Annotated in this window: 31 protein-coding genes; 15 read left to right on the top strand and 16 right to left on the bottom strand. The window is 64.2% G+C overall.

Annotated features, from left to right (window positions below; translation table 11 throughout):
* Positions 1-8 precede the first annotated feature (8 nt).
* Positions 9-674: a class I SAM-dependent methyltransferase gene (locus GWG65_RS22335; RefSeq protein ID WP_275197728.1), complete on the top strand. Its 666-nt coding sequence runs from the start codon at positions 9-11 to the stop codon at positions 672-674.
* A 245-nt stretch (positions 675-919) separates the two neighbouring features.
* The gene (locus tag GWG65_RS22340) at positions 920-1,264 is read left to right on the top strand and encodes a multidrug efflux SMR transporter (RefSeq protein WP_275197729.1); all 345 of its coding nucleotides are present in this window, start codon (positions 920-922) and stop codon (positions 1,262-1,264) included.
* A 35-nt stretch (positions 1,265-1,299) separates the two neighbouring features.
* On the opposite strand, the gene GWG65_RS22345 is transcribed toward GWG65_RS22340, so the two are convergent.
* From GWG65_RS22345 to GWG65_RS22365, 5 genes are all read right to left on the bottom strand, one after another.
* Entirely contained in the window at positions 1,300-1,605 is a 306-nt protein-coding gene (locus GWG65_RS22345) for a hypothetical protein (RefSeq protein WP_275197730.1), read from the bottom strand.
* A 71-nt stretch (positions 1,606-1,676) separates the two neighbouring features.
* A complete protein-coding gene (locus GWG65_RS22350) occupies positions 1,677-1,856 on the bottom strand; it encodes a hypothetical protein (protein ID WP_148740847.1) in 180 nt (59 codons plus the stop codon).
* A gap of 169 nt (positions 1,857-2,025) precedes the next feature.
* Complete coding sequence (locus tag GWG65_RS22355) at positions 2,026-2,304, bottom strand: hypothetical protein (RefSeq protein WP_187435990.1); 279 nt, start codon at positions 2,302-2,304, stop codon at positions 2,026-2,028.
* 180 nt (positions 2,305-2,484) lie between these two features.
* Positions 2,485-3,510, bottom strand: coding sequence for an SH3 domain-containing protein (locus GWG65_RS22360; protein WP_275197731.1), 1,026 nt, complete (start codon positions 3,508-3,510; stop codon positions 2,485-2,487).
* A 156-nt stretch (positions 3,511-3,666) separates the two neighbouring features.
* Complete coding sequence (locus tag GWG65_RS22365; protein WP_275197732.1) at positions 3,667-5,589, bottom strand: FAD-binding monooxygenase; 1,923 nt, start codon at positions 5,587-5,589, stop codon at positions 3,667-3,669.
* Positions 5,590-5,691: 102 nt separating this feature from the next.
* Between GWG65_RS22365 and GWG65_RS22370 the strand changes: the two genes are divergently transcribed.
* Positions 5,692-6,156 carry a MarR family winged helix-turn-helix transcriptional regulator gene (locus GWG65_RS22370; protein WP_275197733.1) on the top strand — a complete coding sequence of 155 codons (465 nt, stop codon included), beginning with the start codon at positions 5,692-5,694 and terminating at the stop codon, positions 6,154-6,156.
* Between the two features lie 38 nt (positions 6,157-6,194).
* Here the strand turns inward: GWG65_RS22370 and GWG65_RS22375 are convergent, their stop codons facing one another.
* Positions 6,195-7,166 carry a tripartite tricarboxylate transporter substrate-binding protein gene (locus GWG65_RS22375; protein ID WP_275197734.1) on the bottom strand — a complete coding sequence of 324 codons (972 nt, stop codon included), beginning with the start codon at positions 7,164-7,166 and terminating at the stop codon, positions 6,195-6,197.
* A 95-nt stretch (positions 7,167-7,261) separates the two neighbouring features.
* On the opposite strand from GWG65_RS22375, the gene GWG65_RS22380 reads away from it, so the two are divergent.
* On the top strand, positions 7,262-8,161 hold the full coding sequence (locus tag GWG65_RS22380; protein WP_275197735.1) for a LysR family transcriptional regulator: 900 nt from the start codon (positions 7,262-7,264) through the stop codon (positions 8,159-8,161).
* 244 nt (positions 8,162-8,405) lie between these two features.
* Positions 8,406-8,840 (top strand): hypothetical protein, encoded by a 435-nt coding sequence (locus GWG65_RS22385; RefSeq protein ID WP_275197736.1) that lies wholly within the window; start codon positions 8,406-8,408, stop codon positions 8,838-8,840.
* Between the two features lie 20 nt (positions 8,841-8,860).
* Here GWG65_RS22385 and GWG65_RS22390 read toward each other — a convergent pair whose 3' ends face one another.
* Positions 8,861-9,058 carry a hypothetical protein gene (locus tag GWG65_RS22390; protein WP_275197737.1) on the bottom strand — a complete coding sequence of 66 codons (198 nt, stop codon included), beginning with the start codon at positions 9,056-9,058 and terminating at the stop codon, positions 8,861-8,863.
* Between the two features lie 140 nt (positions 9,059-9,198).
* Complete coding sequence (locus GWG65_RS22395) at positions 9,199-9,795, bottom strand: L,D-transpeptidase (protein WP_275197738.1); 597 nt, start codon at positions 9,793-9,795, stop codon at positions 9,199-9,201.
* 347 nt (positions 9,796-10,142) lie between these two features.
* On the opposite strand from GWG65_RS22395, the gene GWG65_RS22400 reads away from it, so the two are divergent.
* The 4 genes from GWG65_RS22400 to GWG65_RS22415 all read left to right on the top strand — a co-directional run bounded on the left by GWG65_RS22400 (position 10,143) and on the right by GWG65_RS22415 (position 12,620).
* Positions 10,143-11,168: a hypothetical protein gene (locus tag GWG65_RS22400; protein WP_275197739.1), complete on the top strand. Its 1,026-nt coding sequence runs from the start codon at positions 10,143-10,145 to the stop codon at positions 11,166-11,168.
* A 386-nt stretch (positions 11,169-11,554) separates the two neighbouring features.
* Entirely contained in the window at positions 11,555-11,791 is a 237-nt protein-coding gene (locus GWG65_RS22405) for a hypothetical protein (RefSeq protein ID WP_275197740.1), read from the top strand.
* Positions 11,792-11,877: 86 nt separating this feature from the next.
* Positions 11,878-12,264 carry a hypothetical protein gene (locus GWG65_RS22410; RefSeq protein ID WP_275197741.1) on the top strand — a complete coding sequence of 129 codons (387 nt, stop codon included), beginning with the start codon at positions 11,878-11,880 and terminating at the stop codon, positions 12,262-12,264.
* Between the two features lie 107 nt (positions 12,265-12,371).
* Positions 12,372-12,620 carry a hypothetical protein gene (locus GWG65_RS22415; protein ID WP_275197742.1) on the top strand — a complete coding sequence of 83 codons (249 nt, stop codon included), beginning with the start codon at positions 12,372-12,374 and terminating at the stop codon, positions 12,618-12,620.
* Between the two features lie 25 nt (positions 12,621-12,645).
* Here the strand turns inward: GWG65_RS22415 and GWG65_RS22420 are convergent, their stop codons facing one another.
* From GWG65_RS22420 to GWG65_RS22440, 5 genes are all read right to left on the bottom strand, one after another.
* On the bottom strand, positions 12,646-12,831 hold the full coding sequence (locus GWG65_RS22420) for a hypothetical protein (protein ID WP_275197743.1): 186 nt from the start codon (positions 12,829-12,831) through the stop codon (positions 12,646-12,648).
* Positions 12,832-13,065: 234 nt separating this feature from the next.
* Complete coding sequence (minE, locus tag GWG65_RS22425; protein WP_247346707.1) at positions 13,066-13,347, bottom strand: cell division topological specificity factor MinE; 282 nt, start codon at positions 13,345-13,347, stop codon at positions 13,066-13,068.
* Positions 13,344-14,159 (bottom strand): septum site-determining protein MinD, encoded by an 816-nt coding sequence (minD, locus tag GWG65_RS22430; protein ID WP_275197744.1) that lies wholly within the window; start codon positions 14,157-14,159, stop codon positions 13,344-13,346. The genes minE and minD overlap by 4 nt, the downstream gene beginning before the upstream one ends.
* Before the next feature lie 21 nt (positions 14,160-14,180).
* A complete protein-coding gene (gene minC / locus GWG65_RS22435; protein WP_275197745.1) occupies positions 14,181-14,879 on the bottom strand; it encodes a septum site-determining protein MinC in 699 nt (232 codons plus the stop codon).
* Between the two features lie 244 nt (positions 14,880-15,123).
* Positions 15,124-16,146, bottom strand: coding sequence for an ABC transporter substrate-binding protein (locus GWG65_RS22440; RefSeq protein ID WP_275197746.1), 1,023 nt, complete (start codon positions 16,144-16,146; stop codon positions 15,124-15,126).
* Positions 16,147-16,246: 100 nt separating this feature from the next.
* Between GWG65_RS22440 and GWG65_RS22445 the strand changes: the two genes are divergently transcribed.
* From GWG65_RS22445 to GWG65_RS22470, 6 genes are all read left to right on the top strand, one after another.
* Positions 16,247-16,894 (top strand): TetR/AcrR family transcriptional regulator, encoded by a 648-nt coding sequence (locus tag GWG65_RS22445; RefSeq protein WP_275197747.1) that lies wholly within the window; start codon positions 16,247-16,249, stop codon positions 16,892-16,894.
* Between the two features lie 82 nt (positions 16,895-16,976).
* Positions 16,977-17,747 (top strand): ABC transporter permease, encoded by a 771-nt coding sequence (locus GWG65_RS22450; RefSeq protein ID WP_275197748.1) that lies wholly within the window; start codon positions 16,977-16,979, stop codon positions 17,745-17,747.
* A 33-nt stretch (positions 17,748-17,780) separates the two neighbouring features.
* Positions 17,781-18,818 carry an NAD(P)-dependent oxidoreductase gene (locus GWG65_RS22455; RefSeq protein WP_275197749.1) on the top strand — a complete coding sequence of 346 codons (1,038 nt, stop codon included), beginning with the start codon at positions 17,781-17,783 and terminating at the stop codon, positions 18,816-18,818.
* A complete protein-coding gene (locus GWG65_RS22460) occupies positions 18,805-19,626 on the top strand; it encodes a GNAT family N-acetyltransferase (RefSeq protein WP_275197750.1) in 822 nt (273 codons plus the stop codon). The genes GWG65_RS22455 and GWG65_RS22460 overlap by 14 nt, the downstream gene beginning before the upstream one ends.
* Before the next feature lie 6 nt (positions 19,627-19,632).
* Entirely contained in the window at positions 19,633-20,688 is a 1,056-nt protein-coding gene (locus tag GWG65_RS22465) for a dihydrodipicolinate synthase family protein (RefSeq protein WP_275197751.1), read from the top strand.
* Positions 20,676-21,458, top strand: a complete 783-nt coding sequence (locus GWG65_RS22470; RefSeq protein ID WP_275197752.1) for an ABC transporter ATP-binding protein — start codon at positions 20,676-20,678, stop codon at positions 21,456-21,458. Before GWG65_RS22465 ends, GWG65_RS22470 begins: the two co-directional genes overlap by 13 nt.
* Positions 21,459-21,610: 152 nt before the next feature.
* On the opposite strand, the gene GWG65_RS22475 is transcribed toward GWG65_RS22470, so the two are convergent.
* From GWG65_RS22475 to GWG65_RS22485, 3 genes are all read right to left on the bottom strand, one after another.
* On the bottom strand, positions 21,611-22,702 hold the full coding sequence (locus GWG65_RS22475) for a TRAP transporter substrate-binding protein (RefSeq protein WP_275197753.1): 1,092 nt from the start codon (positions 22,700-22,702) through the stop codon (positions 21,611-21,613).
* 198 nt (positions 22,703-22,900) lie between these two features.
* Entirely contained in the window at positions 22,901-23,158 is a 258-nt protein-coding gene (locus GWG65_RS22480; protein ID WP_148740866.1) for a hypothetical protein, read from the bottom strand.
* Between the two features lie 66 nt (positions 23,159-23,224).
* On the bottom strand, positions 23,225-24,187 hold the full coding sequence (locus tag GWG65_RS22485; RefSeq protein WP_275197758.1) for a DUF2778 domain-containing protein: 963 nt from the start codon (positions 24,185-24,187) through the stop codon (positions 23,225-23,227).
* Positions 24,188-24,394: the final 207 nt, after the last annotated feature.

Below are 24,394 nucleotides of genomic sequence, written 5' to 3' on the forward strand. Positions count from 1 at the left end.
GCCCTCAAATGAACATCCCGACCATCGTATCGCTTGCGCCTCTGCTCGATCGTCTGTTCGACGAAGCCGAGGCAGCACAAGGCACAACGCACGCTGCCGTCGCCGATTTGTCCGATGCCGACCGGGCCCGCATGATGCGCAGCAAGACCGATTACCGCGATCTCTACGGACGCCTGAAGGACGCCCCGCTCGCGGTCTCCCGCGAGACCGGCGCGCTGCTCTACATGCTGACGCGCAGCTCCCGCGCCAGAACAATCGTCGAGTTCGGTACCTCGTTCGGCATCTCGACGCTGCACCTTGCCGCAGGCTTGCGCGACAATGGCGGCGGTCGCCTCATCACCACCGAGTTCGAGCCGTCCAAGGCGGCACGAGCGCGGGACAATCTCTCGGCCGGCGGGCTGATCGATCTCGTCGAAATCCGCGAGGGCGATGCGCTGAGGACGCTCAGCGCCGATCTACCCGATCCGATCGATCTCGTGCTGCTCGACGGCGCCAAGGCGCTCTACCCGGAGATCCTGGACCTGGTCGCAGGCCATCTCGGGCCGGGCGCCATCATTGTCGCCGACAACGCCGACTTCAGCCCCGACTATCTGGCGCGCGTACGCACGCCGCGAAGCGGATATATGTCCACGCCCTTCGCCGAAGACGTCGAACTCTCCGTGCGGATCAATTAGGGCATCGACCTACTGCAACACGTCGGAGCCGCCGCACGATTCATCGCGCGACGGCTCCCCGTTCTCGGCGACAGAACCGCGAACCCCGGCGCGTCCGCGTCACCGCGGCCAGGCTGCGATCCGCCACGTGTCGCAGACTCGTCACTCACACGTGATACCTGCTCCTGGGAAAAACCCTGTCCGGCGTGTGTGCTGAACGTACCTACCGCGCGATATCTTCCCGGCGCCCCGATCCCGAGACGGTCATGACTGCCCCCTTCAATGCCTACACAGCGCTCGCCCTGGCCATTGTCTTCGAGGTCACGGCGTCCGCCTTCCTGCAGCAGTCCGCGCAGTTCACGCGGCCCTGGCCGACGCTGGCGATGGTGGCGTTCTATGCGGCTTCATTCTACGCGCTGTCGGTCGCGATCCGTGTGATTCCCCTGAGTATCGCTTACGCGATCTGGGGCGGCGTCGGCATCATCCTGACCGCGACCGTCTCGTTCGTGCTGTTTCGGCAGATGCTGGACGCCGCGGCCTTCGTCGGCATCGCGCTGATTGTATCCGGGGTCGTGGTCATCAACCTGTTCTCGGAGACAGCGGTGCATTGATCGGCACCACCGCCTCCGCCCACCGGGCAGCGTGGTTATTGGCCCTGAACCGCCCGGGGCGGACGCGGCTTACGCGGGGCGGACTTCTCCGCAGCACGCGGGACGCTATCGACCGACTCCAGATACGCAGCAAGCGCTTTGGCCGAGTCGGAGCTGGTGGCGTAGTGATCTTTCAAGAACCAGGTCAGCGTCAGGCTGAAGCGACCCTTCGCAAGGCCGCGCGGGCTGCGATGGCAGCTCGAGCAGCCATCGGCGAACAGCTTTGCGGCGGGTTTGCCGGCGTCGAGATTTTGCGCGGATGCGAACGTCGTCGTCAGCACGGCAACGACTGCAAGAATCACCGAAGACGCGATCCGATCGCGCCCCGGTCGAAATAACGATGTCACTGTCGTCCCCTAGCCCCGTCCTGCAATCACGCCGCCAGCAACTGATCGAACTCCGGCGGCGCGTAGGCCTTGCCGTCTTGATCGGTAATGACGACCCGCCAACCCTCGCTCGCCCAAACCTTGGCCTTCGCTACGATGAGCAACCGGCTCTCGCGGGCGAAACTGTACTTCGCATTATCGCGTTCTGCGATCATTTTGTAGGCCAATGCGCATCCCCTTGCGTTGCCCTGCCCCGTCCCTCGTGACAGCGGGCTTTGGCGGCAATTCGCCGGGAGCATGGCAATTTGGTGCCGTCCGCGGCAGCATTGTGCCGCCGTCCGAGCCTGGGCCCATCGCCGCCGCGACGGAACCGACAGGGCGCGACGCGCGCGCTCCTTAGTGAACGCGGATGATGTGTGGACGGCCAAGATCAATCAGCCCCTGCACCGCCGAGAGGCGATCGTCGAGGGCCGCGATAGTAAGCAACAGATTGTTGCGCCGTTCGTCGAGCAAACCCATCTCGGCGCCCGACAGCTTTGGGTTCGCCCGCTCCTTGTGGATGCCGTCGAGCGATTTGCGCAGACCCGCAATCAGGCCGGTCAGCTGCTTGGCCTCCTTGGTCATCGAACGCTTCGCGACATTATGGCGACGCGTCTCCGTCTGGCTCGGTCTCATCGTCATCCTCCCGTGCCCCGCTGCCCCGAGTGGATGCTTACACCTTTCGGTATAGATATTACGATCGATGAAATCTGCGTGCGAAGAACTGCTTCAAACTTTAGGCGACTTGCGCCCGCCGAAAGAACTTGCGCCCGCCAAAAGAAAGAGCCCGGCTCGAAGGCCGGGCTCTCGCAAGACCTAGTGCTTCTGGTGGCCGCCTGGGCCGCCGGCCGGCGCACCACCACCGCCGCCATGCGGAGCAGCGTTGATATGCGGGGCACCGCCGCCTTGGTGCGGCATGGCAGGCGCGGCCGCGCGCGGCGCCGGCATCTGGGCATGCGCATTCATCGGCGAACCATGGCTAACATTGGGCTGGGCCGTACGGGGCTGCGCCGTATGGGGCTGTGCTATATGCGGCGCCGCTGACCGGGCCGCCGGCGCTGCCGACACACGCGGGGCTTCATGTGCACGCGCCATCGGTTGCGTCCGCACTGCTGCACGGTTCGCAGCATGGTCATGCATCACACGCGCCTGCGCATCGCGCGGGTTGCGGCTCTGCACGGAAGTCTGCTCGCGTACGAAACGCTCGCTCCGCCCGGCGCGGGTGCGGTCGTTCGCGATCGCAGCGTCGCGCTTTGCGATCGCAGCGTCGCGCTTTGCGATGGCGGCGTCATGCCGTGCCGTCGCGGCGTCGCGCCCGACAACTGCGGCACGGCCCTGGACGTTCGCGCCGCTGCGCCCCAGCGCGACCGCAGCATCGCGCGTCGCTGCGCGGCCGATGCGGGCTGCGCGCGGATCGAGAGTCATCCGCGTCGCGAAGCGCTCATGCGAGGTCCAGTAGTTATTCCAATAGGCGTGCCGCCGATACCACGGCCGCCCTTCATAGTAACGCGACCAGTACGAGGTCAGCACGAAGGGCACGACGGGCACATCGACCTCGTCGACATAGTCGGGGAGATAGACGTAGTGATTGCGGTAGAGATATTCGAGATATTGCGACGACACCCAACCGCGATCGTCGGCGAAGCTGACGTCACACCAGGCATTGCCGCGCAGGCAGCCATGGATGTTGACGCGGGCGCCCCCGGGGATGCGATCGACCAGGGGAAAGCCCGACCCCGGCCCGGCGCGCAAGCCAGTCGAGACGGTGACGATGCCCGGAGCAGCCAGTGCAGCCGTCGGGGCGAGCAGTAATGCGGCAACCAAAATGCTTCTGAGTCTCATGGCGTGTTCCTCCTCTGCAGGTCGGAACGCCCGAGCGGAACGAGCGTTCCGCACACTGTCGCCGCATCCGTCGAAAGATTGAGACGTACGGCATGTGCGCCGTACGCCGGGTTCGATATTCATCCGCCGTTCATCGGCGAAGCGAATGTTCGGCGCTCACCTTGCTTGCAGCATGAACCCGTCGAAGTACGACGCAAGTCCGGCAAAGCCGTCGAGCGGCAGCACCTGCGCGATATATTGGTCCGGCCGCACCACGACCATGCAGCCGGCTTCGCGGTCGATGCCGCGCATGGCGAAGACGTCGTGGCCGCTCTTCAAGTCAGAACAGAACATCTTCTCGTAGTCGATCAGGTCGTAACGGCCCTTGCGCGGCAGAAGCAGCGGTGGCATCGCCGCAAGGGCGAGCTCGCGATGATCCTGCTGAAACACGGCGCGCAGATCGATCACACTGTCGATGTCGGCGCCTGCCGGCGTGTATCGCTTCACCGGAGATTCCCTTGCTTCGGTGAGGAAGTCGCACAGCGCGCGAATGGCGGAGCCGGCGGCAGCGGGATCTTCGGCGCGCGAAAACGCGTAGATGCGGAAACGGCCGTCGGCCTGCGCGGCGTGGCCGAGATGGACCGGCTTGGCATCAGCCAGCCGGATCACGGGTGCGGAATGGAAGCGCGTGCCGATGACGAAACCTTGCGCCAGATGCTGATGCGATGCCGCACCAGTGAGGACCGACGGACGATAGTGCGTCGCGGTGCCCGCGGTATAACGTCCGTGCCTGACAAAATAGTCCTGTGTCCTCGCCGCGTCGGCGCCGCCGGCCTTGGCCGCGGAAGCTAGAATTCCCGCCCATTCGCGATCAAAATCGATCAGCTCTTTCGCGACCGCCTGGCGTTCCGCCGAATAGGAATGCAGCAGGCTCGGTGCACATCGCTTCCCGATGACGACGGCGAGCTTCCAGCCGAGGTTGAAGGCATCCTGCATCGAGACATTCATGCCCTGCCCCGCCTTGGGGCTGTGAGTGTGGCAGGCGTCGCCGGCGATGAAGATGCGCGGCAGGCGGGTCGCGATCTCGGCCTCCGGCACGTCGTCGAATTTGTCGGTCAGGCGTTGGCCGATCTCGTAGACCGACCACCAGGCGATCTCCTTCACCTCCAGCGTATGCGGCTTCAGGATGCGCCGCGCCTTGGCGATCACGTCGTCGGCTGTGATGTTGCGGTTGGCGACACGCTCGCCCACGTCGAGCTTGGCGAGCTCGACATAGATGCGGACCATGTAGCCGCCCTCCCGTGGAATGATGAGCAGGCTGCCGTCCTTCGCGGATTGGATCAGGGCCTTGAAGCGGATGTCCGGGAAATCGGTCACCGCCAGGACGTCCATCACGCCCCAGGCGTGGTTGGCGGAATCGCCGTGCAGCTCGCGGCCGATCGATTTGCGCACCGTGCTGCGCGCACCGTCGCAGCCGACGACGTAGCGCGCCTTGATCGTCTCGACCTTGCCCTCATTCGCGGCGTCGATCCGTTCGAGGCGGACGGTCACCGCATGGTCGGCCGGACCCGCGGCCGGATCGACCTCGAGGTCGAGCAGCCGGCGACTGTAATAGGGCTCGAGCCTGGCCGGCGATTTGCGCATCACGTCGAGAAAGCCGTCATGGATGCGCGCCTGATTGAGAATCACATGCGGGAATTCCGACAGGCCGTCCTCGACGTCCTGCACCCGGCCGCTGCGGACGATCTTCCCGGGGGCGAGGTCATCAGGCCTCCAGAACGTCGTCTCATTGACCCAATAGGCTTCCTTCAGGACGCGCTCGCTGAATCCGTAGGCGTGGAACATTTCCATGGTGCGGCAGGCGATGCCATCGGCCTGGCCAACCAGCAGCCGCTCCGGCTTCTGCTCGACGATGCAGGTCTTAATGTCGGAGAACTGCGCAAGCTGGGTTGCGAGCGTCAGGCCGGCGGGGCCGCAGCCGACGATGAGGACATCAACCTGTTCAGGCACCGTGCCCGGCGCGCCCGAGACCTGAATGCGCTCGGCGGGATCGGAGATTTCAGGATCGCCCGGCTGGAATCCATTGAGATGGAATTGCATGAGCACCTCTCCCGCCAACGTTTCGTTTGGATATTGCTCAGTATGCTGACTATCAGTATGCTTGTCAACGAGCCTGCCCTCGCGGCCCTTGAGGAGAATTCGGTGAAAGACAACAACGACATGCCCGGGCATCTGGCGCGCCGGTTCCAGCAGATTGCGGTGGCGGTGTTTCTGGCCGAGGTCGCGGATGCCGGGTTCGATCTCACGCCGGTGCAATATGCCGCGCTCGCGACCATCAAGGCCAATCCCGGGCTCGACCAGGTGACCCTCGCCGGACTGATCGCCTACGACCGCACCACCATCACCGGCGTGATCGATCGCCTCGTGCAGAAAGGGCTTGCGGAGCGCCGCGCCTCGAGCCGCGACCGCCGCGCCCGCGAGCTCGAGATCACAGACGAAGGCCGCCGCACGCTACGCAAGATTACGCCGGCCGTGGAGTCCGCACAGCGCATCATGCTGGGCGGCCTCAGCGCGAAGGAAGGCGAAGAACTGATGCGGCTGTTGCGCAAGGCGATCGCCGCCGGCAACGAGCTCAGCCGCGCGCCGCTGCGCGACGTGCAGGTCTAGGCCGCGACTTAAATCTTCCAATCATCCGCCAGCGAACATCAGCGGCCAATGCCGGCCGCCTTGATCACCAAACTGAACCGTTCCGTTTCCGCCGTCACAAACTGCGCTAGTTTCCGTTGTGATAGCAAAAGTGGCGTACCGCCGAGAGATTCGATCCTCAGCCTGATCTTTGTAGCGGCAAGACCCTCCCCAACCGCCGCGTCCAACTTGGCAACCACCTCGACAGGGGTCTCGCGCGGCGCTCCAAGCCCGAACCAGGAGCCAGCCTCGTAACCCGGCACATGCTCACTCATCGATGGTATATCAGGCAGCACGGGTGAGCGTACGGGCGTCGTCACTGCTAGTGGCCGAAGCTTGTTGTCCCGAATGAGACCGATCGACGACGGCAGCGGATCGAACATCACGTCCACCTCGCCTGCTTGCAGCGCCTGTAGGGCCGGCGCCGACCCAGTGAACGCCATTAGCTTCATGTCCACCTTAGCCATCCATTTGAACAGTTCGATACCGATGTGTTGAGGGGTTCCTTTTCCGCCATACCCGACCTTCAGCTTGCCGGGGTTCTGGCGGGCATAAGTAAGCAAGTCCGCGGCGCTATTAACCGGCACGGACGGATTGACCTCGACCACCAAAGGTACCCGGTAAAGGCCCGCAATTGGCAGGATGTCTCGCCCGAAATCAAAATCGAGATCACCGAAGAGCGTCGTATTGATCGTATTGACGGGGCCGAAGATCAGAAGCGTGTAGCCGTCGGCAGCCGCCCGGACCACCTCGCGTGTGGCTGTGTTGCCGCTTTCTCCGGGCTTGTTCTCAACGGCAAAGTGTTGCCCAAGACGCTCGGTAAGCCATTCACTGATCACCCGCCCGGCGATATCAACCGGTCCGTTGGCCGGAAACCCAACCATAACCCGCACCGGCTTCGCCGGATAATCAACGGCGGCCATCGTGGGTGAAAATCCGACGGGCGCAATGCCAGCCCCCGCGGTTAAAAGCAGAAAATCGCGGCGTTTCATCTTCGCCTCCGGTATGCAGACATACCCTAGTAGCGCTGGGCGCACATAAGAGCCATACTGTCTAAACCGCAAAATCCATACGCAGGGCGTATGCCATGGAACTGAAGCAATTTCGATATTTCGTCGCAGTCGCCGAGGAAGGCCACATTACACGGGCGGCGGAGCGCCTTGGCATGCAGCAGCCACCGCTCAGCGCGCAGATCAAGGCGATCGAATCCGGACTTCAGGTCCAGCTGTTCAAGCGAAAACCGCGCGGTGTTGAGTTAACCGAAGCGGGCCGGGAGCTGCTGAGAGAAGGACGCGACATACTGGCCCGCGTCGAGCGAGCTCTACATCGGACGCGGCGAACGGCCCGGGGCGAGATAGGCAATCTCTGCGTGGCGATTGCCCCGACCGCACCGTTTCACAAACTGGTCCCGCGCGCGATCCGCAATTTCCGGAAAGCATTTCCGCTCGTCACGTTGACGCTCGATGAAGGACTGAGCAACGAGGTTGTAGCGGGCCTTATCAATCAGCGAATAGATGTCGCATTCGTCAGAAACTCAGACATTCATGCGGACGATCTGACCACGATCCCGCTGCTCAAGGAGCCAATGGTCTTGGCTCTAGCGAGCCACCATGCAATCGCCAAAGCGACAACCTCAAGCCAGTCGGTCGCTCTCGCGCAGCTGCGGGACGAGCCCTTTATCTTCATTGGGCCTCCCGGCACCGGGCTTCATGACGAAACTATCGCGGCATGTCGCGGCGCCGGCTACAGCCCGCGTATCGGCCAACAGGCACCCCGCATTACATCAGCCCTCGGCCTCGTCGCAGCGGAGATGGGCGTGGTTCTGGTCCCCGAGAGCCTCAAGTCATTGAAGATGGACGGCGTCGTCTACCGCAACGTAAAGGGCCCGCATCAGCCAAAAGCATTTTTGGGGATGGCTTTTCTAAAGAGTAATCGATCCGAGGCCCTCAACAGATTTCTAGCGACAGTTCGTAGGGAGAGGACCTAGATTTACCCGGACGGGCTCATCCGTGTGTCACGACGGCAGAGCTTTCCCTGCGCGATGCGCAATTTTCATCCGCTGTCAGGCCATGGCGGACCTGGCAAGCCGTCTGACCGCATATCACCACCTAGGCCGTATTATACCCGAAACTGCCGCAGCGCCGCGAAACCTGGAGCTAACCTTCGGCTGCTACCGTCGGCCTCATTCGGCGCTTTAACGCGTGATTAACTTTGCCGGTTGGGGGGTTCGGATGTCCAGGTTCGTCATTTTTGCCGCTGCGGTCGCGCTCTCGACCGGCCAAGCGGTTGCGAACGGACATGGCGGCGGCGACACCCCTCCCCCGCCGAAGCCGGACGCCACGACCTCGCCGGCTCGCGCCGTTCTGACCAAACAGGGCTCCAAGCTTGTCGATCTCAAGGGCATGACGCTCTATTTCTATGAGCGAGACACCAGCGGCAAGACATCGAGCTGTGACGGCAAATGCGCGGAGAGCTGGATTCCGCTGGCCGCTCCCGCGGATGCCAAGGCGGTCGGCGATTTCACGCCGATTACCCGCAAGGACGGCACCAAGATGTGGGCGTTTCGCTATCGCCCGCTCTACACCTCAGCGGCTGACAAGGCGCCTGGCGATGCCAATGGTATTGCGACGACGATGCAATGGCGGGTGGCACGGCCTGAGGAATAGCGCGCGGCGCTGCGTAGCGGTCAATGCTTCTGCGAATTCACGACTTTCGCGTGCGCCGGAGAACCCGCCGAAGCATAGTTCACCTCCGGATTCAGATGCAGCGCCACATACAGGAGCATCCCGGCCAGGATGGATCCGTAGAAGCCCAACGTGGCCAGCCGCCATTTCCGCACAATGCGGCGGTCGCACTCATTCAATTGATAAAAGAATTTCTGCATGATGCCTCCAATGGCAACGAGCCATCGAGGCATAGCGCAATCGGCGCGGATCGGCTGTGAAGCAGTTCACCCTTGCAAGGCCGAGCATCGTGCGCGCCTTCACGCTTGAGTGAGCGCGATGGCGAGCAGGATCGCTTCCCTCATCCGCGCCAGCTCGGCCCCGCCCCGGCCTGCGTGCTCTGCCCGGGCGGCAGCACCACGACGGTCGCGTTGAGCTTCACCCGGTCGTAGAGATCGATCACGTCCTCATTGCGCATCCGAATGCAGCCCGACGAGATTGCCTGCCCGATATACTCGGGCTGGTTGGTGCCATGGATGCGGTAGAGCGTGTCCTTGTTGCCGGAGTAGAGATAGATACCCCGCGCCCCCAGCGGGTTGGCGGGACCGCCGGCCACGCGCGCCGGATAAGGACCGAGCCGCGCCTGGATGTCCGCGGTCGGAACCCAGTCCGGCCACTCCGCCAGGCGGCCGACCCGGGCCACGCCGGAGAACGCCATGGCTTCCTCGCCGACCGCAACGCCGTAGCGGATCGCCTTGCCCTCCGGCAGCACGTAATAGAGATAGCGGGCGTCGGTATCGACCAGGATCGTGCCCGGCTGCTCCTTGCGCGGATAATCGACGATGTGACGGAGATATTGCTCGGGCACGTTCGCCTGCGCGTAAGGCGTATGCGCCAGCAACTGCCGGTCGCGCGGCGTCATGCTCGCGTCGGTCGCCGGCGAAAGCGTCGTCTGCATGCAGCCGCCGAGCGGAAGCAGCGCAACAATGAGAAAAGCGCGAACAGATCTTGGCACCGCCGGCCCCCCCGATAGCGGAACAACAGCGCCCCCAGCAACGCCAGATGCCGCCAAAATCGTGCTCAAAACAAGGCAAAAGGGAACACGTGGCCGTGTTCGGAAAGGCCTGGTTCCATCACCACAAACGGCAAAAGACCGTCGCATAGTCTCCATCTCCTCGCCTTGCTTTGGTCAAACCCGGCTGGACTCGTGCGTCACGGGCTTGGGGATGGGCTCACTTCAACCGATCGGCTCGCGCCAATGCGGACGACCAAGGCTTCAACGACCAAGGCTTCAAAGGAGCTGCAATGCTCGCGACGCTGAACAGCAAGCAAATCGTCGATGAGATCGTGAAGGACGCGGTCAGGGACAACGACCCGCACGATGCGGTTCAGATTTCGCCCGACATCGTGCTGGCCTCACGCCCGAACAACGTTGCGCCCGCTCTGGCGCCGGAGATCGCGAGCCGACCGGAGCCCAGGAGCGCACCCGAGCCCAAGTTCGTGCTCGAACCGAAGTTCGCGCCCGAGCCGAAGTTCGCGCCGGAGCGCAAGATCTCTGCCATCTCCGCGACGCAGCCCGCGGCGCCGTCGGTCGACACCGCCGTGCGCGTCACGGCCGGCGATCTTCGCGGTCGGCAGAAGCGATCATCCGTCGGCAAATGGCTTCGCGGCGCGTTCGTCACGATGCTGTTTGCCGGAGGCAGCGCCGCCGCAACGATCGCCTGGGAGAAGCACGGCGATACCGCCTGGCAGATGCTTGCAGAATGGAGGCCGGCGTTAGCGTCGCTCACGTCTTCGTCGCTCACGTCTTCGACGTCGCAGGCAACGCCGGTCGCGGTCGAGCAAGCCGCCGCCGCGCCCGTTTCACAAGCGACACCTGATCAGCCCGCCGACCCGTCAGCCATGCCGCCTGCAGCTCAGGACATCGCTGCCGCGCCCGATGCCGCGCAATCGGTGCAATCAATGACGCGCGACCTTGCGGCGATGGCGCAGCAGATCGAACAGCTCAAGGCCAACATCGCCCAGCTGAAGGCCGGACAGGAGCAGATGGCGCGCGAGATGGCGAAGACACCGGCGCCGAAGCCGGTGGCCGAGGCAAAGCCGGCCGATCCGCGTCCGCGAGTCTCTGCGTTGCCGCCGCGGCCGCCGACCGCTCCGCCGGTTCGCAAGCCGAAGCCGGTGACGCAGGCCTACTCGCCGACATATGCGCCGACGTCGATCGCACCTCCTCCGCCACAGGTCGTTGCCGCACCGCCGCCGCCCGCGGTCACGACGCAGGCCGTCGCCGATGACGACGGACCTGTCGTGCGACCGCCGATGCCGGTGCACTGAACGATCACCACACCAAGACGCAGCATCATTGCTCGCTGCGCGCGGTGCAGGCTGTCCGAGTCGATTTGAGGCGTTGAGTCCGGGCGATTACGGGGAGCGATGTTTGAGCAGCGTTACGAAAAGAGAAAAGGCCGTCGGGATCTAAGCCGCCGGCCTTCTCTTGCAGCTGCCGGTTCCCGGAGCCCGGTTCTGCTGCAATTCCATGCTTAATGATCGCGCCGACATGTTTAATAAAATCCTAACACACGCACGTGCTGCACATGATTTTTGCGCCATAAGCACAGAGATTGCGCGGCCTGTTCATTCGATAAAGATCGACTCAGTGGTACCATCCGCACGTGTTGAGACTCGTGTTCAAGCTTGGATCGTCACACCGGGGAATTCCGATGCCTTACTACTACTTCGATCTCGTGGTCGGTGAAGAGTTCAAGAACCAGGGCGGCATTATCCTCGAAGACCTCGAGGTCGCATCCGATCGCGCCCATCAACTTGCGAGCGAGCTGTCGCAGGTGAAGCCGGAGCTCCAGCAGAAGGGTTGCGCGGTGCGCGTCACCGATCGCGATCACAACGAGCTCTATCGCACGCCGCTCGATCCCGTGCCGGCCTGGCGACGGACCGGCTAGACCGTCGTTCACCTTCCCGGCCGCACGCCCATTGCGGAGCAGCGCTGCAGCCGCTAGCCTTCCCGAAAAATGGGGAGGTCGAAGGAATGCGCTACGGTTTTCTGATTGCTGGATTGCTGGTGTTGGCCGCACCGGCCCAGGCCGCTGAGACGCGGTCACGCTATGTGACGATGGTCCTGCAGGCCTTCGCCGCCAAGGTCGAATGTCCCAACACCGACGTCATCTATCAGGATCTGGTCCAGAAGGCGCAGCAGATGCAGCTGCCTGACGGCACCACCGAGAAGGTGCGCAAGGCGATCGCCTGGATGCACACCGGCGGCAAGATGGGCGAGAAGCAGGACGACGATTTGATGGCCGAGGTCGCGGTGGCAACGCAGGCGACCGATCTCGACCAGCGCCGTCTCGGCATGCCCACCTGGTGCGAAACCCAGAAGACGAACCTTGCCGGCCTGATCCGCAGCAAGGGCGGCTAGCCGGTTTTTCGCGGCGCTAAGCAAGCCGCGGCCGAACCGCGATGGCTAATTATCGTCACAATCCTCGACAGCATGCGGGCCTTCTCGAACGCGAACGAGGGAGCCCCATGCGGATAATCAATGTCGTTTTCGCCGGTGCACTCGCGGCCGCCGCGATGCTGACTGCGCCTGCGCAGGCGAGGAATTCCGACGCCCAGAAGGGCGAGGATAAAACCAGTTCATCATCATGCAGCGCCTATCAACAGACGCCGGATGGATCCTGGGCGCAGCTTCCCTGCAAGGAAACAGGTGAGCGGAACCAACCGCAAACGCAGCATCGACCGCCGGCGCACGGAACGGATCGCGACGAGCGCTAAAAAAAACGCTTCCGCTTCGGGCGCGTCAGCTCTGGTGCGGACCGCGGATGATCTTCATGGCGTCCGCGATATGACGCCACTCCTTGGCCTCCTCGGCCTCGCCGCGGCCTTCACAGGCCTGCGCCTGTTCGGCGGCCTTCGCAATCGCAGCGAAACCATGCCGTTCCAGCATCTGCCGCGCAACGGTGTGGACCTGGACCTCGGACATCATGGGCGCTCTCCCATTTGGCGGAAACCGCTGTGCATCGCTTTACAGTCCCAATCGCTTGACTGCCCCAAGAGCCGTTACAACCATCTCGCCGCAGCTCCGGTTCCCTCTGCTGCCGATGACATCGGCCGATATCGCGCGTGGCTTGAAGCCGAGTTCATACGACAAAGGCGGCCCGCTGTTGCCAGCGGACCGCCTTCTCACCCACCCCAAATCGGACGTTCTCGGCGCGATCTCCTAGGCAACCGCCACGCGCTTGCGCTCGAAGTCGTTTGGCACCTCGATGTCGACCTCGAGGGTCGACACCTCATCGCCGCGATCGAGCCGCACGATCACTTTGGTCGGATCCAGCGTGACGTGCCTGGAGACAACGGCGAGAATTTCCTCGCGCAGCACACCGAGTAGATCGGGCTGGCCGCGCAGTCCGCGCTCATGCGCAAGCAGGATCTGCAACCGTTCGCGTGCGACGGGTGCAGAGGCCTTTTTGCCGCGGAGAAGACGAAGCAGACCCATGCTCATGCAGCCCTCCGTCGCAGCAGACGATCCATGAAACCCTTGCGTTCGGACGGCACCTGCATCGGTACGGTGTCACCGCACAGCCGCCGCGCCGCATCGATATAGGCCCGCGCGGGCGCGCCGTCCGCGTTCGACAGCGTCACCGGTGTGCCAACATTGGAGGCCTTCAACACGTCCTGGCTCTCCGGGATGATGCCGAGCAAGGGCGTTGCCAGGATTTCGAGGATGTCGTCGATGGTCAGCATCTCGCCGCGCGCGGCGCGGGAGGGATCATAGCGCGTGATGAGAATGTGCTTCTCGACGCGCTCACCCTTCTCGGCCCGCACCGTCTTGGAATCGAGCATGCCGATGATGCGGTCGGAATCGCGCACCGAGGAGACCTCCGGATTGGTGACGATCACGGCCTCGTCCGCAAAGCGCATCGCCATGGAGGCGCCGCGCTCGATACCGGCCGGGCTGTCGCAGATCACCCAGTCGAAGCGGCCGCGCAGGTCCTCGATGACCTTGCCGACGCCCTCCTCCGTCAGCGCGTCCTTGTCGCGGGTCTGCGAAGCCGGCAGCAGCCAGAGATTCTCCAGCCGCTTGTCGCGGATCAGCGCCTGCGGCAGTTTTGCCACGCCCTGTACCACGTTGATGAGATCGAACACGACGCGGCGCTCGGCGCCCATCACGAGGTCGAGGTTGCGCAGGCCGACGTCGAAATCGACGACGACGACCTTGTCGCCGCGTTGCGCGAGCGCGGCTCCCAGCGCGGCGGTCGTCGTGGTCTTGCCGACGCCGCCTTTGCCTGATGTCACGACCAGAACCTTGGCCATTAAATTATCCTCCTTAGCTGGTCAGTTCAGCGCTGTAATTCGCATGGTGTTGCCCTGCAGCCAGGCCTGGGCGGGCCGGCCACGCAAGGCGTCGTCGATATCGTCGGCAGTCTGATAAAACCCATCGATTGCAAGCAGTTCGGCCTCGATCTTCTGACAATAGATGCGTGCGCTCGCGTGCCCGTTGACGCCCGCCATGGCGCGGCCGCGCAGCGCGCCGTAGACGTGGATGGAACCACCGGCGACGACTTCGGCGCCGGAACCGACCGAGCCGAGAATGGTGACGTCGCCCTCGGGGAAGATGATGGTCTGGCCGGAGCGCACAGGGCTTTCGAGCAGCAACGAGGTCGGCTTGGCACCAGTCTTCGTCTCGGCCTTCTTGGGGGCGCTCGGCTCGACGACGCAGCTGCGCCCGCCCGAGAGCAGCGGCGGCATCGCCGCCGTCAGCCGCGCCACCTCCACCCCCTCGATGCCGAGCACGCGGATGTTACGGTCCTGGAGACTGGCGAGCAGATGGCTGATGCCGGACTGGCTGAGATCGACCGAGGACAGGTCGATCACCACGGGGCGGCCGGCAAAGAATCCCGGCGAGCGCGCGATCGTGGCATCGATCTCCGCGAGCCAGTCCTGGACCGGGACCGTCGGGACGAACACGAAGGCCACGTAGGAGCGCCCGCGCAAGCGCACCAATTGACGTTGAGGTCTCGCTGCTGCCTCCATGGCCTGCCGACTCGTCCTTGTTATTGAATGGTTAACGATGCGGCGGATATGGTTAACGGCCGGTTAATTTCTCCGTGGGGTTACGTGGATAGGGAGGGCGCTCTCGCCGGGACAGCATTCGGACAACGCGGGGCACAACTGCCCCCAACACCGTCATTGCGAGCGCAGCGAAGCAATCCAGACTGCCTCCGCCGCAAGATTCTGGATTGCCTCGCTACGCTCGCAATGACGGTGGATGGGGCGACTACCGGGCCCCCTCCTTCTTCACCTTGCTCGCATCCATCTTGATGGCGGGATCGAGCATCTTCGTCGTGAAAGCGGCGGTGACGTCGAACGGCTTTTCCATGCCGAGATAGGTCTGCACCAGCTCGTAGTCCTTCTTCATCCGTTCGCCGTCGATCCAGCCGAGTGACTTCGTCGTCGTGAACTCGTCGGTCATCAGAAACTTGATGCGCTCCCATTGGCGCTCCTGGTTCTCCTTGTCGAGCCCGGAGACCTGGTCGAGCAGCGCTTTGAGGCATGGCGCGACGTCGGCGACGCAGGCGGCGAAGGCCTTCTGCGAGATGCGGACGAACTCCTCGACGAGCTTCGGGTTCTTCTGGAGATAAGCGCCATTGACGATCAGCGAATTGCCGTAGGGGTTGAGCCCGATGTCCTTCCAGTTGACGTAGCCGAGGTCGGCGCCGAACTCGATCGCCTTCAGATCGTGCTCGTTGTAGAAATCGCTGATGATATCGACGGTGTGGCTTTTCAGCGCGGCGATCTTCGCGGTCGGGCCGATATTGACGAAGCTGACGGCGTCGGGCGCGAGGCCGGCGGCCTTGGCGAAGGCCGGCCACATCACGCGCGAGGCATCGCCGGGGGGATTGCCTATCTTGTGGCCCGCGAAATCCTTCACTCCGTTCACGCCGTAACTCTTCAGCCAGTAGAAGGTTTGGCCGGTATTGGCATAGATGCTCATGACGGCGACGTCGTCGGCGCCCTTGCTCTTCGCGACCAGCATGGTGGCGAGATCGGCGATGCCGAACGGCGAGCCGCCCGACCCAACCTTGGCGGCGGAGACGCCGGAGCCTTTGCCGACTTCGATGGTCAGGTCGATCCCGGCCTTCTCGTACCAGCCTTGCGCCTTGGCGAAATAGAACGGCGAATGGTCGGCCGTCGGCGTCCAGTTCAGGATCAGATTGACCGCATCGCCGGCACTCGCGGGCACCGCTGTCTGACTGAGCATCAGGGCTAAAACCAAGCCCGCCGCCTGCAAACGCTTCATCGCATCTCTCCTCGTTGCCGCGACCCGGCTTGTCGCTCTCCCCATGTGAGGCTACCAATGCAACAAGCCCCTCCTCCGATTGTCAACTGTTTGGTTGGAAATGCCCGCAAAACGATCTGGCGACACCGTGCCGCAGCGGCGCGACCCCGTCGCCACCCGCCGGAAACTGCTCACCGCGGCGCGCCTGGAGTTCGCCCGGCACGGTTTTGCGGGTGCCCGCGTCGACGAGATCGCGGAGCGCGCTGGCGTCAACAAGCAGCTGGTCTATCACTATTTCGGCGACAAGGATGCGCTCTACCTCGCCGTGCTCGAATGGGTCTATGAAGACATCCGCGAGCAGGAGCGCAGGCTCAATCTCGAAGGCCTGGCACCGGACAAGGCGATCCGCAAGCTGATCGAGGCCTCGTTCGACCATCTGGCCGCGAACCCTGATTTCATCGTGCTTTTGAACGACGAGAACCGCGGCGGCGCGCGCCACGTCCGCGGCTCGACGCGGCTGGAGGCGATGCATTCGCCGCTGGTGAAAAGCGTCTCCCACATCCTGCACGAGGGGGTGCGCAGCGGGGTTTTCCGCAAGGGGATCGACGCCGTGCAGCTCTATATCTCCATCGCGGGGCTGAGCTATTTCTTCTTCTCCAACACATCGACGCTGTCGGCGATCTTCGGCAAGGACCTGTCGAGCCGTGCCCAGCGCCGCGCCCGCCGCAGGCACGTCGTCGACCTCGTGCTCCAGTCGCTCCGGCCCTAATCAACCAGCTGGTTGAAACTTTCCTCGAGGGCGGCTAGGCTGTTGGTCGCGGTAGAGAGGCCACAGCAACAGGGAGCAACCGGTGGAAGGTGACGGAGCACGCACCGCGCGCAGCTTTGCGATCATCCTGGTCGTGCATCTTGCCGTGCTCGTGCTCTGGCAGGTGTCGGTCGACGCCTTCCACGTACCGAGATTCATCCTGCCCTCGCCGCTGGCCACCGTGCAGACGTTGGGAACCGCAAGCTATTCCTGGGGCGCCAACACGCTGGTCACTGCGATCGAGATCCTCGGCGGCTTCGCGCTCGGCGCCATCGTCGGCGTGTCGCTGGCTGTGATCTTCAGCTGGGCGCCGCTGGTCAGCCTGCTGCTGCTGCCGCTGTTCGTCACGCTGAACATGATCCCGAAGGTGGCGCTCGGTCCGCTCCTGATCGTCTGGTTCTCCTACGGCATCGTGTCGAACATCCTGATCGCGTTCAGCATCTGCTTCTTCCCGATCCTGCTCACCACCGCGCGCGGCCTGCGCGAGGTCGAGCCCGACCTGCTCGATCTCGTCAAATCGCTGCGCGGCTCGCGCTGGACGCTGTTCCGCAAGATCCAGCTGCCGGGGTCGCTGCCTTACGTGTTCTCCGGCATGAAGGTCGGCGCCATCCTCGCGGTCGCCGGCGCCATCGTCGGCGAGTTCATCGCCTCCGAGCGCGGGCTCGGCTACCTCATGATCCAGGTGCAGTCGTCGCTCGACACGCCTGCGATGGTGATGGCTGTGGTGCTGCTGACGCTGCTCGGGGTCGCTCTCTACGGCCTGGTCCTCGCCCTCGAACGCATGTTCGTGGTCGGCGACGCCAGACAAAGCTGAAAACGGCAGACTTAATTGACCAAGGAACGACCGATGCTCCTCACCCGCCAGACGCTGCCGAAGACGATCCCGGACATCGCTGCGCTCGACGATCTCCTGTGCCGGCCGACCCAGGCGCTGATCGACGACCTCCAAAAGGTCGAGGGCGACATCATGATCCTTGGCGTCGCCGGCAAGATGGGCCCGACGCTGGCCGGTCTTGCGAAAGCCGCCGCACCGGATCGCCGCGTCATCGGCGTCGCCCGGTTCAGCGACGCAAGCGTCAAGGACTGGCTGCACGCGCGCGACGTCGAAACCGTCAACTGCGACCTGATGGACGAGAATGCCATCCGCGCACTGCCAAAGGCGCCCAACATCGTCTTCATGGCCGGGCGAAAATTCGGCGCCGAGGGCGATCTGTCGCTGACCTGGGCGATGAACGCCCATGTCCCGGCGCTGGTCGCGCAGGCGTTCCCGTCCTCGCGCATCGTGGCGTTCTCGACCGGCTGCATCTATCCCTTCGTCCCCGTCGACGGCAAAGGCTCGAGCGAGGAGATGGCGCCGAACCCGCCCGGCGAATATGCCCAGTCCTGCGTCGGCCGCGAGCGCATGTTTGAATATTTTTCGCGCAAGTTGGCAACACCAGGGCGGCTGTTCAGGCTCAACTATGCGATCGACATGCGCTATGGCGTGCTGCACGATATCGCGAGCAAGGTGCTCACGGGCACGCCGATCGACGTCAGCCTTGGCCACGTCAATTTCATCTGGCAGGGTGATGCGTCGTCCCAGGCGCTGCGCTGTCTTGCCCATTGCACGACGCCGACCTCGCCGATCAATGTCAGCGGCCATGAGATCCTCAGCGTGCGCGATCTCGCCGCGAAATTCGGCGCAAGGTTCGGCCGCGCGCCGGTGCTAACAGGCAAGGAGGAGCCGACGGCGTGGCTGACCGACACGTCGCAGGCGGTCGCGCTGTTCGGCCTGCCAGTCGTCGATACCGAGCAGTTGATCGCCTGGACCGCGGATTGGGTGTCCCGCGCCATGCCGAGCCTCGGCAAGCCGACCAAATACGAGGTACGCGATGGACGCTACTGACGGACCGCGCGTTGTCCAGCTCGGCCTCGGTGACGCACCAGCCTGCCTGCTGCTATCAACCGAGGCACACTGGAACCAGAGCGAAGAGGACTGGCGCTTCTTCCTGCGTGAGGGCGTCGTGCTTGGCATCCGCGACGGCTCGCAACTGGTCGCGACGGCCGCGCTGCTGCCCTACTCCGACGACAACGCCTGGATCAGTATGGTGCTGGTGACCACAAGCCATCACCGCCGCGGTCTCGCGACGCGTCTCGTCGACGCCTGCCTTCAGACGGCACGCAAGCGCGGGCTGACGAGCTGGCTCGACGCGACACCGGCCGGTGCTGCCGTCTACGGTCCGCTCGGATTCTCGCCCACGCTGCAATTGCGCCGGCTGCGGCTGGAGACATCCGGTCAGGGCTTTGCGCCGGCGCCTTTGGCGGCGCCGCTTGACGCGCTCTGCGCCCGCGACCGGAGGGCCGCAGGCTTCGATCGGACTGCGCTCCTCTCCGCCTTCGCACAGCGCCCGGGCTCGCGCATCGTCTCGACGAACGGAGCCATTGCGCTGATCCGCGACGGCAGAACCGCGCGCCACATCGGCCCGTTGTTTGCGAATGACGCGACCGGCGCGCTGGCCTTGGTCGATGCCATCACGCGGTCGGAGAGCGGCCCGATTCTGCTTGACGCCGTCGCCTCGCACGATGCGTTCCTGGCGGGATTGACCAAAGCCGGCTGGACCATCGAACGGCCGTTCCAGCGTATGCGGCTCGGTCTCGCCCCTGCCGCGAGCGCGGAATTGCCATTCGCCGTCGCCGGCCCTGAATTCGGATAGGACATCATGCACCACAGCCAGATCAACAGCGAGATCCGCAAGCTGATCGCCGACGGCACCGTGCTGCCGGCCCATCCCCTCGCGCTCACGGCCGCGCGCACGCTCGACAAGAAGTACCAGCGCGCGCTGACGCGCTATTATATCGACGCCGGCGCCGGCGGCCTCGCGGTCGGCGTGCACACGACGCAGTTCGCGATCCGCGACGTCGGCCTCTACCGTCCCGTGCTCGAACTCGCCGCCGAGACCGCCGCGATCTGGACCAGGCGGCCGCTGGCCTTGGTTGCTGGGCTCGCAGGGCCAACGCGGCAGGCTGCCGCCGAGGCCCGCACCGCGCGCGACATCGGCTATCATGCCGGGCTGCTCAGCCTCGCCGCGATGAAGAGTGCCTCTGAGGATGAGATCATCGCGCACTGCGCGGCAGTTGCTGCCGAGATTCCGCTGATCGGATTCTATCTCCAGCCGGCCGTCGGCGGCGTCATCCTGTCGAGCCAATTCTGGCAGCGCTTTGCCTCGATCGACAATGTCATCGCGATCAAGATCGCGCCGTTCAACCGCTACCGGACGCTCGACGTGCTGCGCGGCGTCGCGGCGGCCGGCGCGCTCGACCGCGTCGCGCTCTATACCGGCAATGACGATCACATCCTGCTCGACCTCATGCTGCCGTTCGACCTGCGTGACAACGGCGTCACCACGCGGACCTATTTCAAGGGCGGCCTGCTCGGCCACTGGTCGGTGTGGACCGCGAGCGCCATCAAGCAGTTCGAGCGCTGCAAGGCGGCGCGGCACAAGGACAGCGTGCCGGCCGACCTGCTCGCGCTTGATGCCCGCGTCACCGACTGCAACAGTGCCTTCTTCGACGTCGCCAACAATTTCCACGGCTGCATCGCCGGCTGCCATGAGGTGCTGCGGCGTCAGGGCCTGATGCAGGGCCTGTGGTGCCTCGATCCGGACGAAGGCCTGAGCCCCGGCCAGCAAGACGAGATCGATCGCGTCTGCCGCGAGCATGCCGATCTCAGCGACGATGCTTTTGTGGCGGCTAACTTGAACAAATGGCTGGCATGACAGCGGAGCCCTTCATCAGCCTGCGCGGCGTCCGCAAGGTCTATCGCTCCGGCGGCGCAGAATTTCTTGCGGTGTCCGACGTCACCATGGACGTGCAGGAGGGTGAGCTGGTGTCGCTGGTCGGTCCGTCCGGCTGCGGCAAGACCACGGTGATGAAGATCTTGGCCGGCCTGCATGGCGCTGACGGCGGCACCGTGACAATCGGCAACGCCAACAGCCCGTTCGATCCGACCCGCGACATCGGCATGGTGTTCCAGCAGGCGCTGCTGCTGAAGTGGCGAACGATCCTGGACAACGTGATGCTGCCGGCCGAGATTGTCGGCCTGCCGATCAAGGCGGCGCGCGAGCGGGCGCGCGACCTGATCAACCTGGTCGGGCTTTCCGGAAACGAACAAAAATACCCGCAGCAACTGTCCGGCGGCATGCAGCAGCGCACCGCGATCGCGCGCGCCTTCATCCACGATCCGAAGCTGATCCTGATGGACGAGCCGTTCGGCGCGCTGGACGCATTGACGCGTGAGCAGATGAACCTGGAGATGCTACGGATCTGGCGCGAGAGCGGCAAGACCATCGTCTTCGTCACGCATTCGATCCAGGAGGCTGTCTTCCTGTCCTCGCACTGCGCGGTGCTGACGGCGGGACCGGCGAAGATGGCCGATTATTTCGCCATCGACCTGCCCTTCCCGCGCGCCCTCCCGCTCAAGACGACGGACGCTTTCGGCGCCTATGCGCGGCGCATCTATGAGAAGCTGGGTTTGGGCACGACCTAGGACGCCGCACCTGCCAGTCCGGTAGCCCGGATGGAGCGCAGCGTAATCCGGGAAGGTGCCGTTGACGCGCGAGATCCCGGATTACGCTGCGCTCCATCCGGGCTACAAAGGCAGGGCGCAACTTAATTCGCCGCGCCGCGCCCGTCTTGCGCTCAGGTCTTGTTGCGCATCTTGCTTAGCAGATAGTTGTCGTAGAAGTTTTCAGCGATCTGCGTGTAGAACAGCAGCTCCTTCATATAGGCGTCGTGGCTGTCCTTGGTCCGCTTGAACAGGTCGCTCTTGGCGGCGAGCTCGTTGAGATGGTCCTGGGTCGCCGTGTAGCAGGCCTCCAGCACCGGCTGCGGGAACGCCTTCAGCTCCGCGCCGTTGGCGATCAGCCGCTTCAGGGCCGCCGGATTGACGCTGTCGTATTTCTCCAGCATCCAGGCGCCCGCCGCCGAGCCGGCTTGGTTGAGGATCGCCTGGTATTGCTTCGGCAGCGAAGCCCATTTCTCGTCATTGACGATCATGTGCAGCATGGCGCCGCCTTCCCACCAGCCGGGGAAGTAGTAGTATTTGGCGACCTTCTGGAAGCCGAGCTTCTCGTCGTCATAGGGACCGACGAATTCCGCGGCGTCAATCGTCCCCCTCTCGAGCGCGGGATACACGTCGCCGCCTGCGATCTGCTGTGGCACCACGCCGAGGCGCGCCAGCACATGCCCGCCCATGCCGGCGATGCGGAATTTGAGGCCCTTGAGATCGTCGACTGTCTTGATCTCCTTGCGGAACCAGCCGCCCATCTGGCTGCCGGAATTGCCGCAGAGAATGGCGTGCGTCTTGAACGGCTTCAGCGCCTCGTTTGTAAGCTCGGCACCGCCGCCGAAGTGCCACCAGGATTCCTGATGGCGATGGTTCATCCCGAAAGGCGCCCCGGTGGCGTAGGCCAGCGCCGGCTCCTTGCCGATGTAGAAATAGAGCGGCGTCTGCGCCATCTCCACCGAGGCGGTGCTGACGGCATCGAGCGCCTGCAGGCCGGGGACGATCTCGCCGGCGCCAAAGGTCTGGATCTGGAATTTGTTGTCGGTGGCCTCCGCCACGTATTTCGCAAACGTCTGCGCGGTGCCGTAGATGGTGTCGAGCGACTTCGGAAAGCTCGAGGTCAGGCGCCACTTGATCTCGGGCTGCGATTGCGCGATCGCAGGAGCCGCAACCAGCGTCGTCGCGCCGGCGACGGCGCCACCCTTGAGGAATGTACGGCGTTTCATGATGAGCTCTCTTCCCTGCGTAGTTTCAAATGGAACGGCATGAGCCAAGGACTTCGCGCACCGTTTGCCCGTTGCTGCAGCGGAGTTCAAGCTGTGAGCGGTAGCCCGGATGGAGCGCAGTGCAATCCGGGAATCCTTCCAAATGTGCGACTGTCCCGGATTACGCTGCGCTCCATCCGGGCTACGCTGTGGCGCCCTTTAGAGCAGCTTGGCGCTGACGAACAGCGCGCGCACGGCGTTGGTCGCCTGCACCGCGAGCATGGCGTTGCCGGCAGCGCCTTCCAGCGCGGCGACCGCGTCCTCGTGCAGCGAGCGGAATTCCATCCACTCGACCGATTTGAAGTTGGTCAGGAACTGATAGGCTTGGCCGACGGTCGCGATCGGCAGCGTGTCACCGTTCAGCTTGATGCTAAACGTCGTACGCAGCGGGGTGTCGGAACTTGAAGGATCGCTCATACGCTTCTTCTGGACGATGACGGCTTAACGAAGGGGAAACTGCAGCCCCACCGCAGCAGACGGATTTCAGGAGTTGGTGCTGGCGCGCTGCGAGGCGGTCGCCGGCCCGCTCAGGCTCGGCACAACGACCATGCGGTTGAACTCGCCATTGTCGTAGGCCTTCAGGAAGCGCTCGTAGTCCTTGATCGAGACGCAACCGTTGGAGTCGCCGCGCGGCCCGAGCATGTAGCTGTGGGTGAGAAGGCCGACACGGCCGAGCGCGCTGGTGCCTTCGGCGGGCGTCATGCGCAGCGCCCGAATGCCGTGAAACGGCTTTTCGCGCGGCTTCAAATCGTAGGTTGCCGGCGGAGTGGCGCCAACCATGCGTTGGTCGACATGGTCCGGATCGTCCATCAGCGGACCCATGCCCGAATGGGCTTCCAGCGCGAGGCCGCTCGGCAGGTAAACAGCCCTGGCCGAGATGTCATAGACCGCGGTCTGCGAATCATAGCCGAGGGCGGCGAGATCCGGCGCCTTGCGGAACAGGCCGCTGTCGGGCGTCAGCGAGGCCAGCTTGATCTTGTCGCTGAACTTCTCGAGGAAGTTGCGGTTGTCGACCCGCGGGTTGGTGTCGGCAAAAGCCTGGCTGGAGGCAATCTGGGACGCGAGATCGGCTTGGACCGGGCGCGAGCGCGGCATGGGGACGGCATCGGCCCGCTGCGACGGCCTGGCTTCGTCCGCTGTGGGCCTGCCGTCATCGGTCAGGGTCGAGCGCCAGTCGTCGCCCTGGAGTTTTTGGGCGAGCATCGCCTTGGCGTCGCGGAGCTTGAGCTGAACCGCATTCAGGGCGGAGCGTTCGATCGCGCGCAGGCCGGTGTCACGGGCGGGCTGGCCACCCGACAGCGATGTGAAACGCTCGTCGAACGACACGGTATTGGCCAGCGCATTGGCCGGCGGCAGCGCAGCGGAGACCAGCGGGGTCGAATCGCCCATATCCGCGACCCAGGCGGCGGCACCGAGCGACAGCGCAATGGCGCCGAGAGACAGCAAAACCGTCTCGGCCCGCCCGATACGGCGGCGCGACAACAGCCCTCCGGCTCTTGCGGTGTCGGAAACCATCAGATCCCCAAATCGACCCCCGGCGCCTTGATGAAGCGCACCTCCGGTCCAAAAGTGTTGTCGAGCGCATTCGGACCGAAAGTGCCCGCGTGCAGCGGGCCCGAGACGAATTCCCAGAACGGCTCGAAATCCTGGAAT

The organism is Bradyrhizobium sp. CSA207 (assembly GCF_029051685.1).
In the GTDB taxonomy this organism is placed as follows: Bacteria; Pseudomonadota; Alphaproteobacteria; order Rhizobiales; family Xanthobacteraceae; genus Bradyrhizobium.

What these genes read in the sequence shown, in the direction of transcription:
- minC (WP_275197745.1), bottom strand. Translation starts at nt 14,879, where the DNA reads ATGGAGGCAGCAGCGAGACCTCAACGTCAATTGGTGCGCTTGCGCGGG.
- GWG65_RS22385 (WP_275197736.1), top strand. Translation starts at nt 8,406, where the DNA reads ATGTCCAGGTTCGTCATTTTTGCCGCTGCGGTCGCGCTCTCGACCGGC.
- GWG65_RS22460 (WP_275197750.1), top strand. Translation starts at nt 18,805, where the DNA reads ATGGACGCTACTGACGGACCGCGCGTTGTCCAGCTCGGCCTCGGTGAC.
- minE (WP_247346707.1), bottom strand. Translation starts at nt 13,347, where the DNA reads ATGAGCATGGGTCTGCTTCGTCTTCTCCGCGGCAAAAAGGCCTCTGCA.
- GWG65_RS22415 (WP_275197742.1), top strand. Translation starts at nt 12,372, where the DNA reads ATGCGGATAATCAATGTCGTTTTCGCCGGTGCACTCGCGGCCGCCGCG.
- GWG65_RS22380 (WP_275197735.1), top strand. Translation starts at nt 7,262, where the DNA reads ATGGAACTGAAGCAATTTCGATATTTCGTCGCAGTCGCCGAGGAAGGC.
- minD (WP_275197744.1), bottom strand. Translation starts at nt 14,159, where the DNA reads ATGGCCAAGGTTCTGGTCGTGACATCAGGCAAAGGCGGCGTCGGCAAG.
- GWG65_RS22375 (WP_275197734.1), bottom strand. Translation starts at nt 7,166, where the DNA reads ATGAAACGCCGCGATTTTCTGCTTTTAACCGCGGGGGCTGGCATTGCG.
- GWG65_RS22390 (WP_275197737.1), bottom strand. Translation starts at nt 9,058, where the DNA reads ATGCAGAAATTCTTTTATCAATTGAATGAGTGCGACCGCCGCATTGTG.
- GWG65_RS22335 (WP_275197728.1), top strand. Translation starts at nt 9, where the DNA reads ATGAACATCCCGACCATCGTATCGCTTGCGCCTCTGCTCGATCGTCTG.
- GWG65_RS22440 (WP_275197746.1), bottom strand. Translation starts at nt 16,146, where the DNA reads ATGAAGCGTTTGCAGGCGGCGGGCTTGGTTTTAGCCCTGATGCTCAGT.
- GWG65_RS22400 (WP_275197739.1), top strand. Translation starts at nt 10,143, where the DNA reads ATGCTCGCGACGCTGAACAGCAAGCAAATCGTCGATGAGATCGTGAAG.
- GWG65_RS22340 (WP_275197729.1), top strand. Translation starts at nt 920, where the DNA reads ATGACTGCCCCCTTCAATGCCTACACAGCGCTCGCCCTGGCCATTGTC.
- GWG65_RS22475 (WP_275197753.1), bottom strand. Translation starts at nt 22,702, where the DNA reads ATGAAACGCCGTACATTCCTCAAGGGTGGCGCCGTCGCCGGCGCGACG.
- GWG65_RS22455 (WP_275197749.1), top strand. Translation starts at nt 17,781, where the DNA reads ATGCTCCTCACCCGCCAGACGCTGCCGAAGACGATCCCGGACATCGCT.
- GWG65_RS22420 (WP_275197743.1), bottom strand. Translation starts at nt 12,831, where the DNA reads ATGATGTCCGAGGTCCAGGTCCACACCGTTGCGCGGCAGATGCTGGAA.
- GWG65_RS22360 (WP_275197731.1), bottom strand. Translation starts at nt 3,510, where the DNA reads ATGAGACTCAGAAGCATTTTGGTTGCCGCATTACTGCTCGCCCCGACG.
- GWG65_RS22355 (WP_187435990.1), bottom strand. Translation starts at nt 2,304, where the DNA reads ATGAGACCGAGCCAGACGGAGACGCGTCGCCATAATGTCGCGAAGCGT.
- GWG65_RS22405 (WP_275197740.1), top strand. Translation starts at nt 11,555, where the DNA reads ATGCCTTACTACTACTTCGATCTCGTGGTCGGTGAAGAGTTCAAGAAC.
- GWG65_RS22445 (WP_275197747.1), top strand. Translation starts at nt 16,247, where the DNA reads ATGCCCGCAAAACGATCTGGCGACACCGTGCCGCAGCGGCGCGACCCC.
- GWG65_RS22465 (WP_275197751.1), top strand. Translation starts at nt 19,633, where the DNA reads ATGCACCACAGCCAGATCAACAGCGAGATCCGCAAGCTGATCGCCGAC.
- GWG65_RS22410 (WP_275197741.1), top strand. Translation starts at nt 11,878, where the DNA reads ATGCGCTACGGTTTTCTGATTGCTGGATTGCTGGTGTTGGCCGCACCG.
- GWG65_RS22470 (WP_275197752.1), top strand. Translation starts at nt 20,676, where the DNA reads ATGGCTGGCATGACAGCGGAGCCCTTCATCAGCCTGCGCGGCGTCCGC.
- GWG65_RS22395 (WP_275197738.1), bottom strand. Translation starts at nt 9,795, where the DNA reads ATGCAGACGACGCTTTCGCCGGCGACCGACGCGAGCATGACGCCGCGC.
- GWG65_RS22365 (WP_275197732.1), bottom strand. Translation starts at nt 5,589, where the DNA reads ATGCAATTCCATCTCAATGGATTCCAGCCGGGCGATCCTGAAATCTCC.
- GWG65_RS22480 (WP_148740866.1), bottom strand. Translation starts at nt 23,158, where the DNA reads ATGAGCGATCCTTCAAGTTCCGACACCCCGCTGCGTACGACGTTTAGC.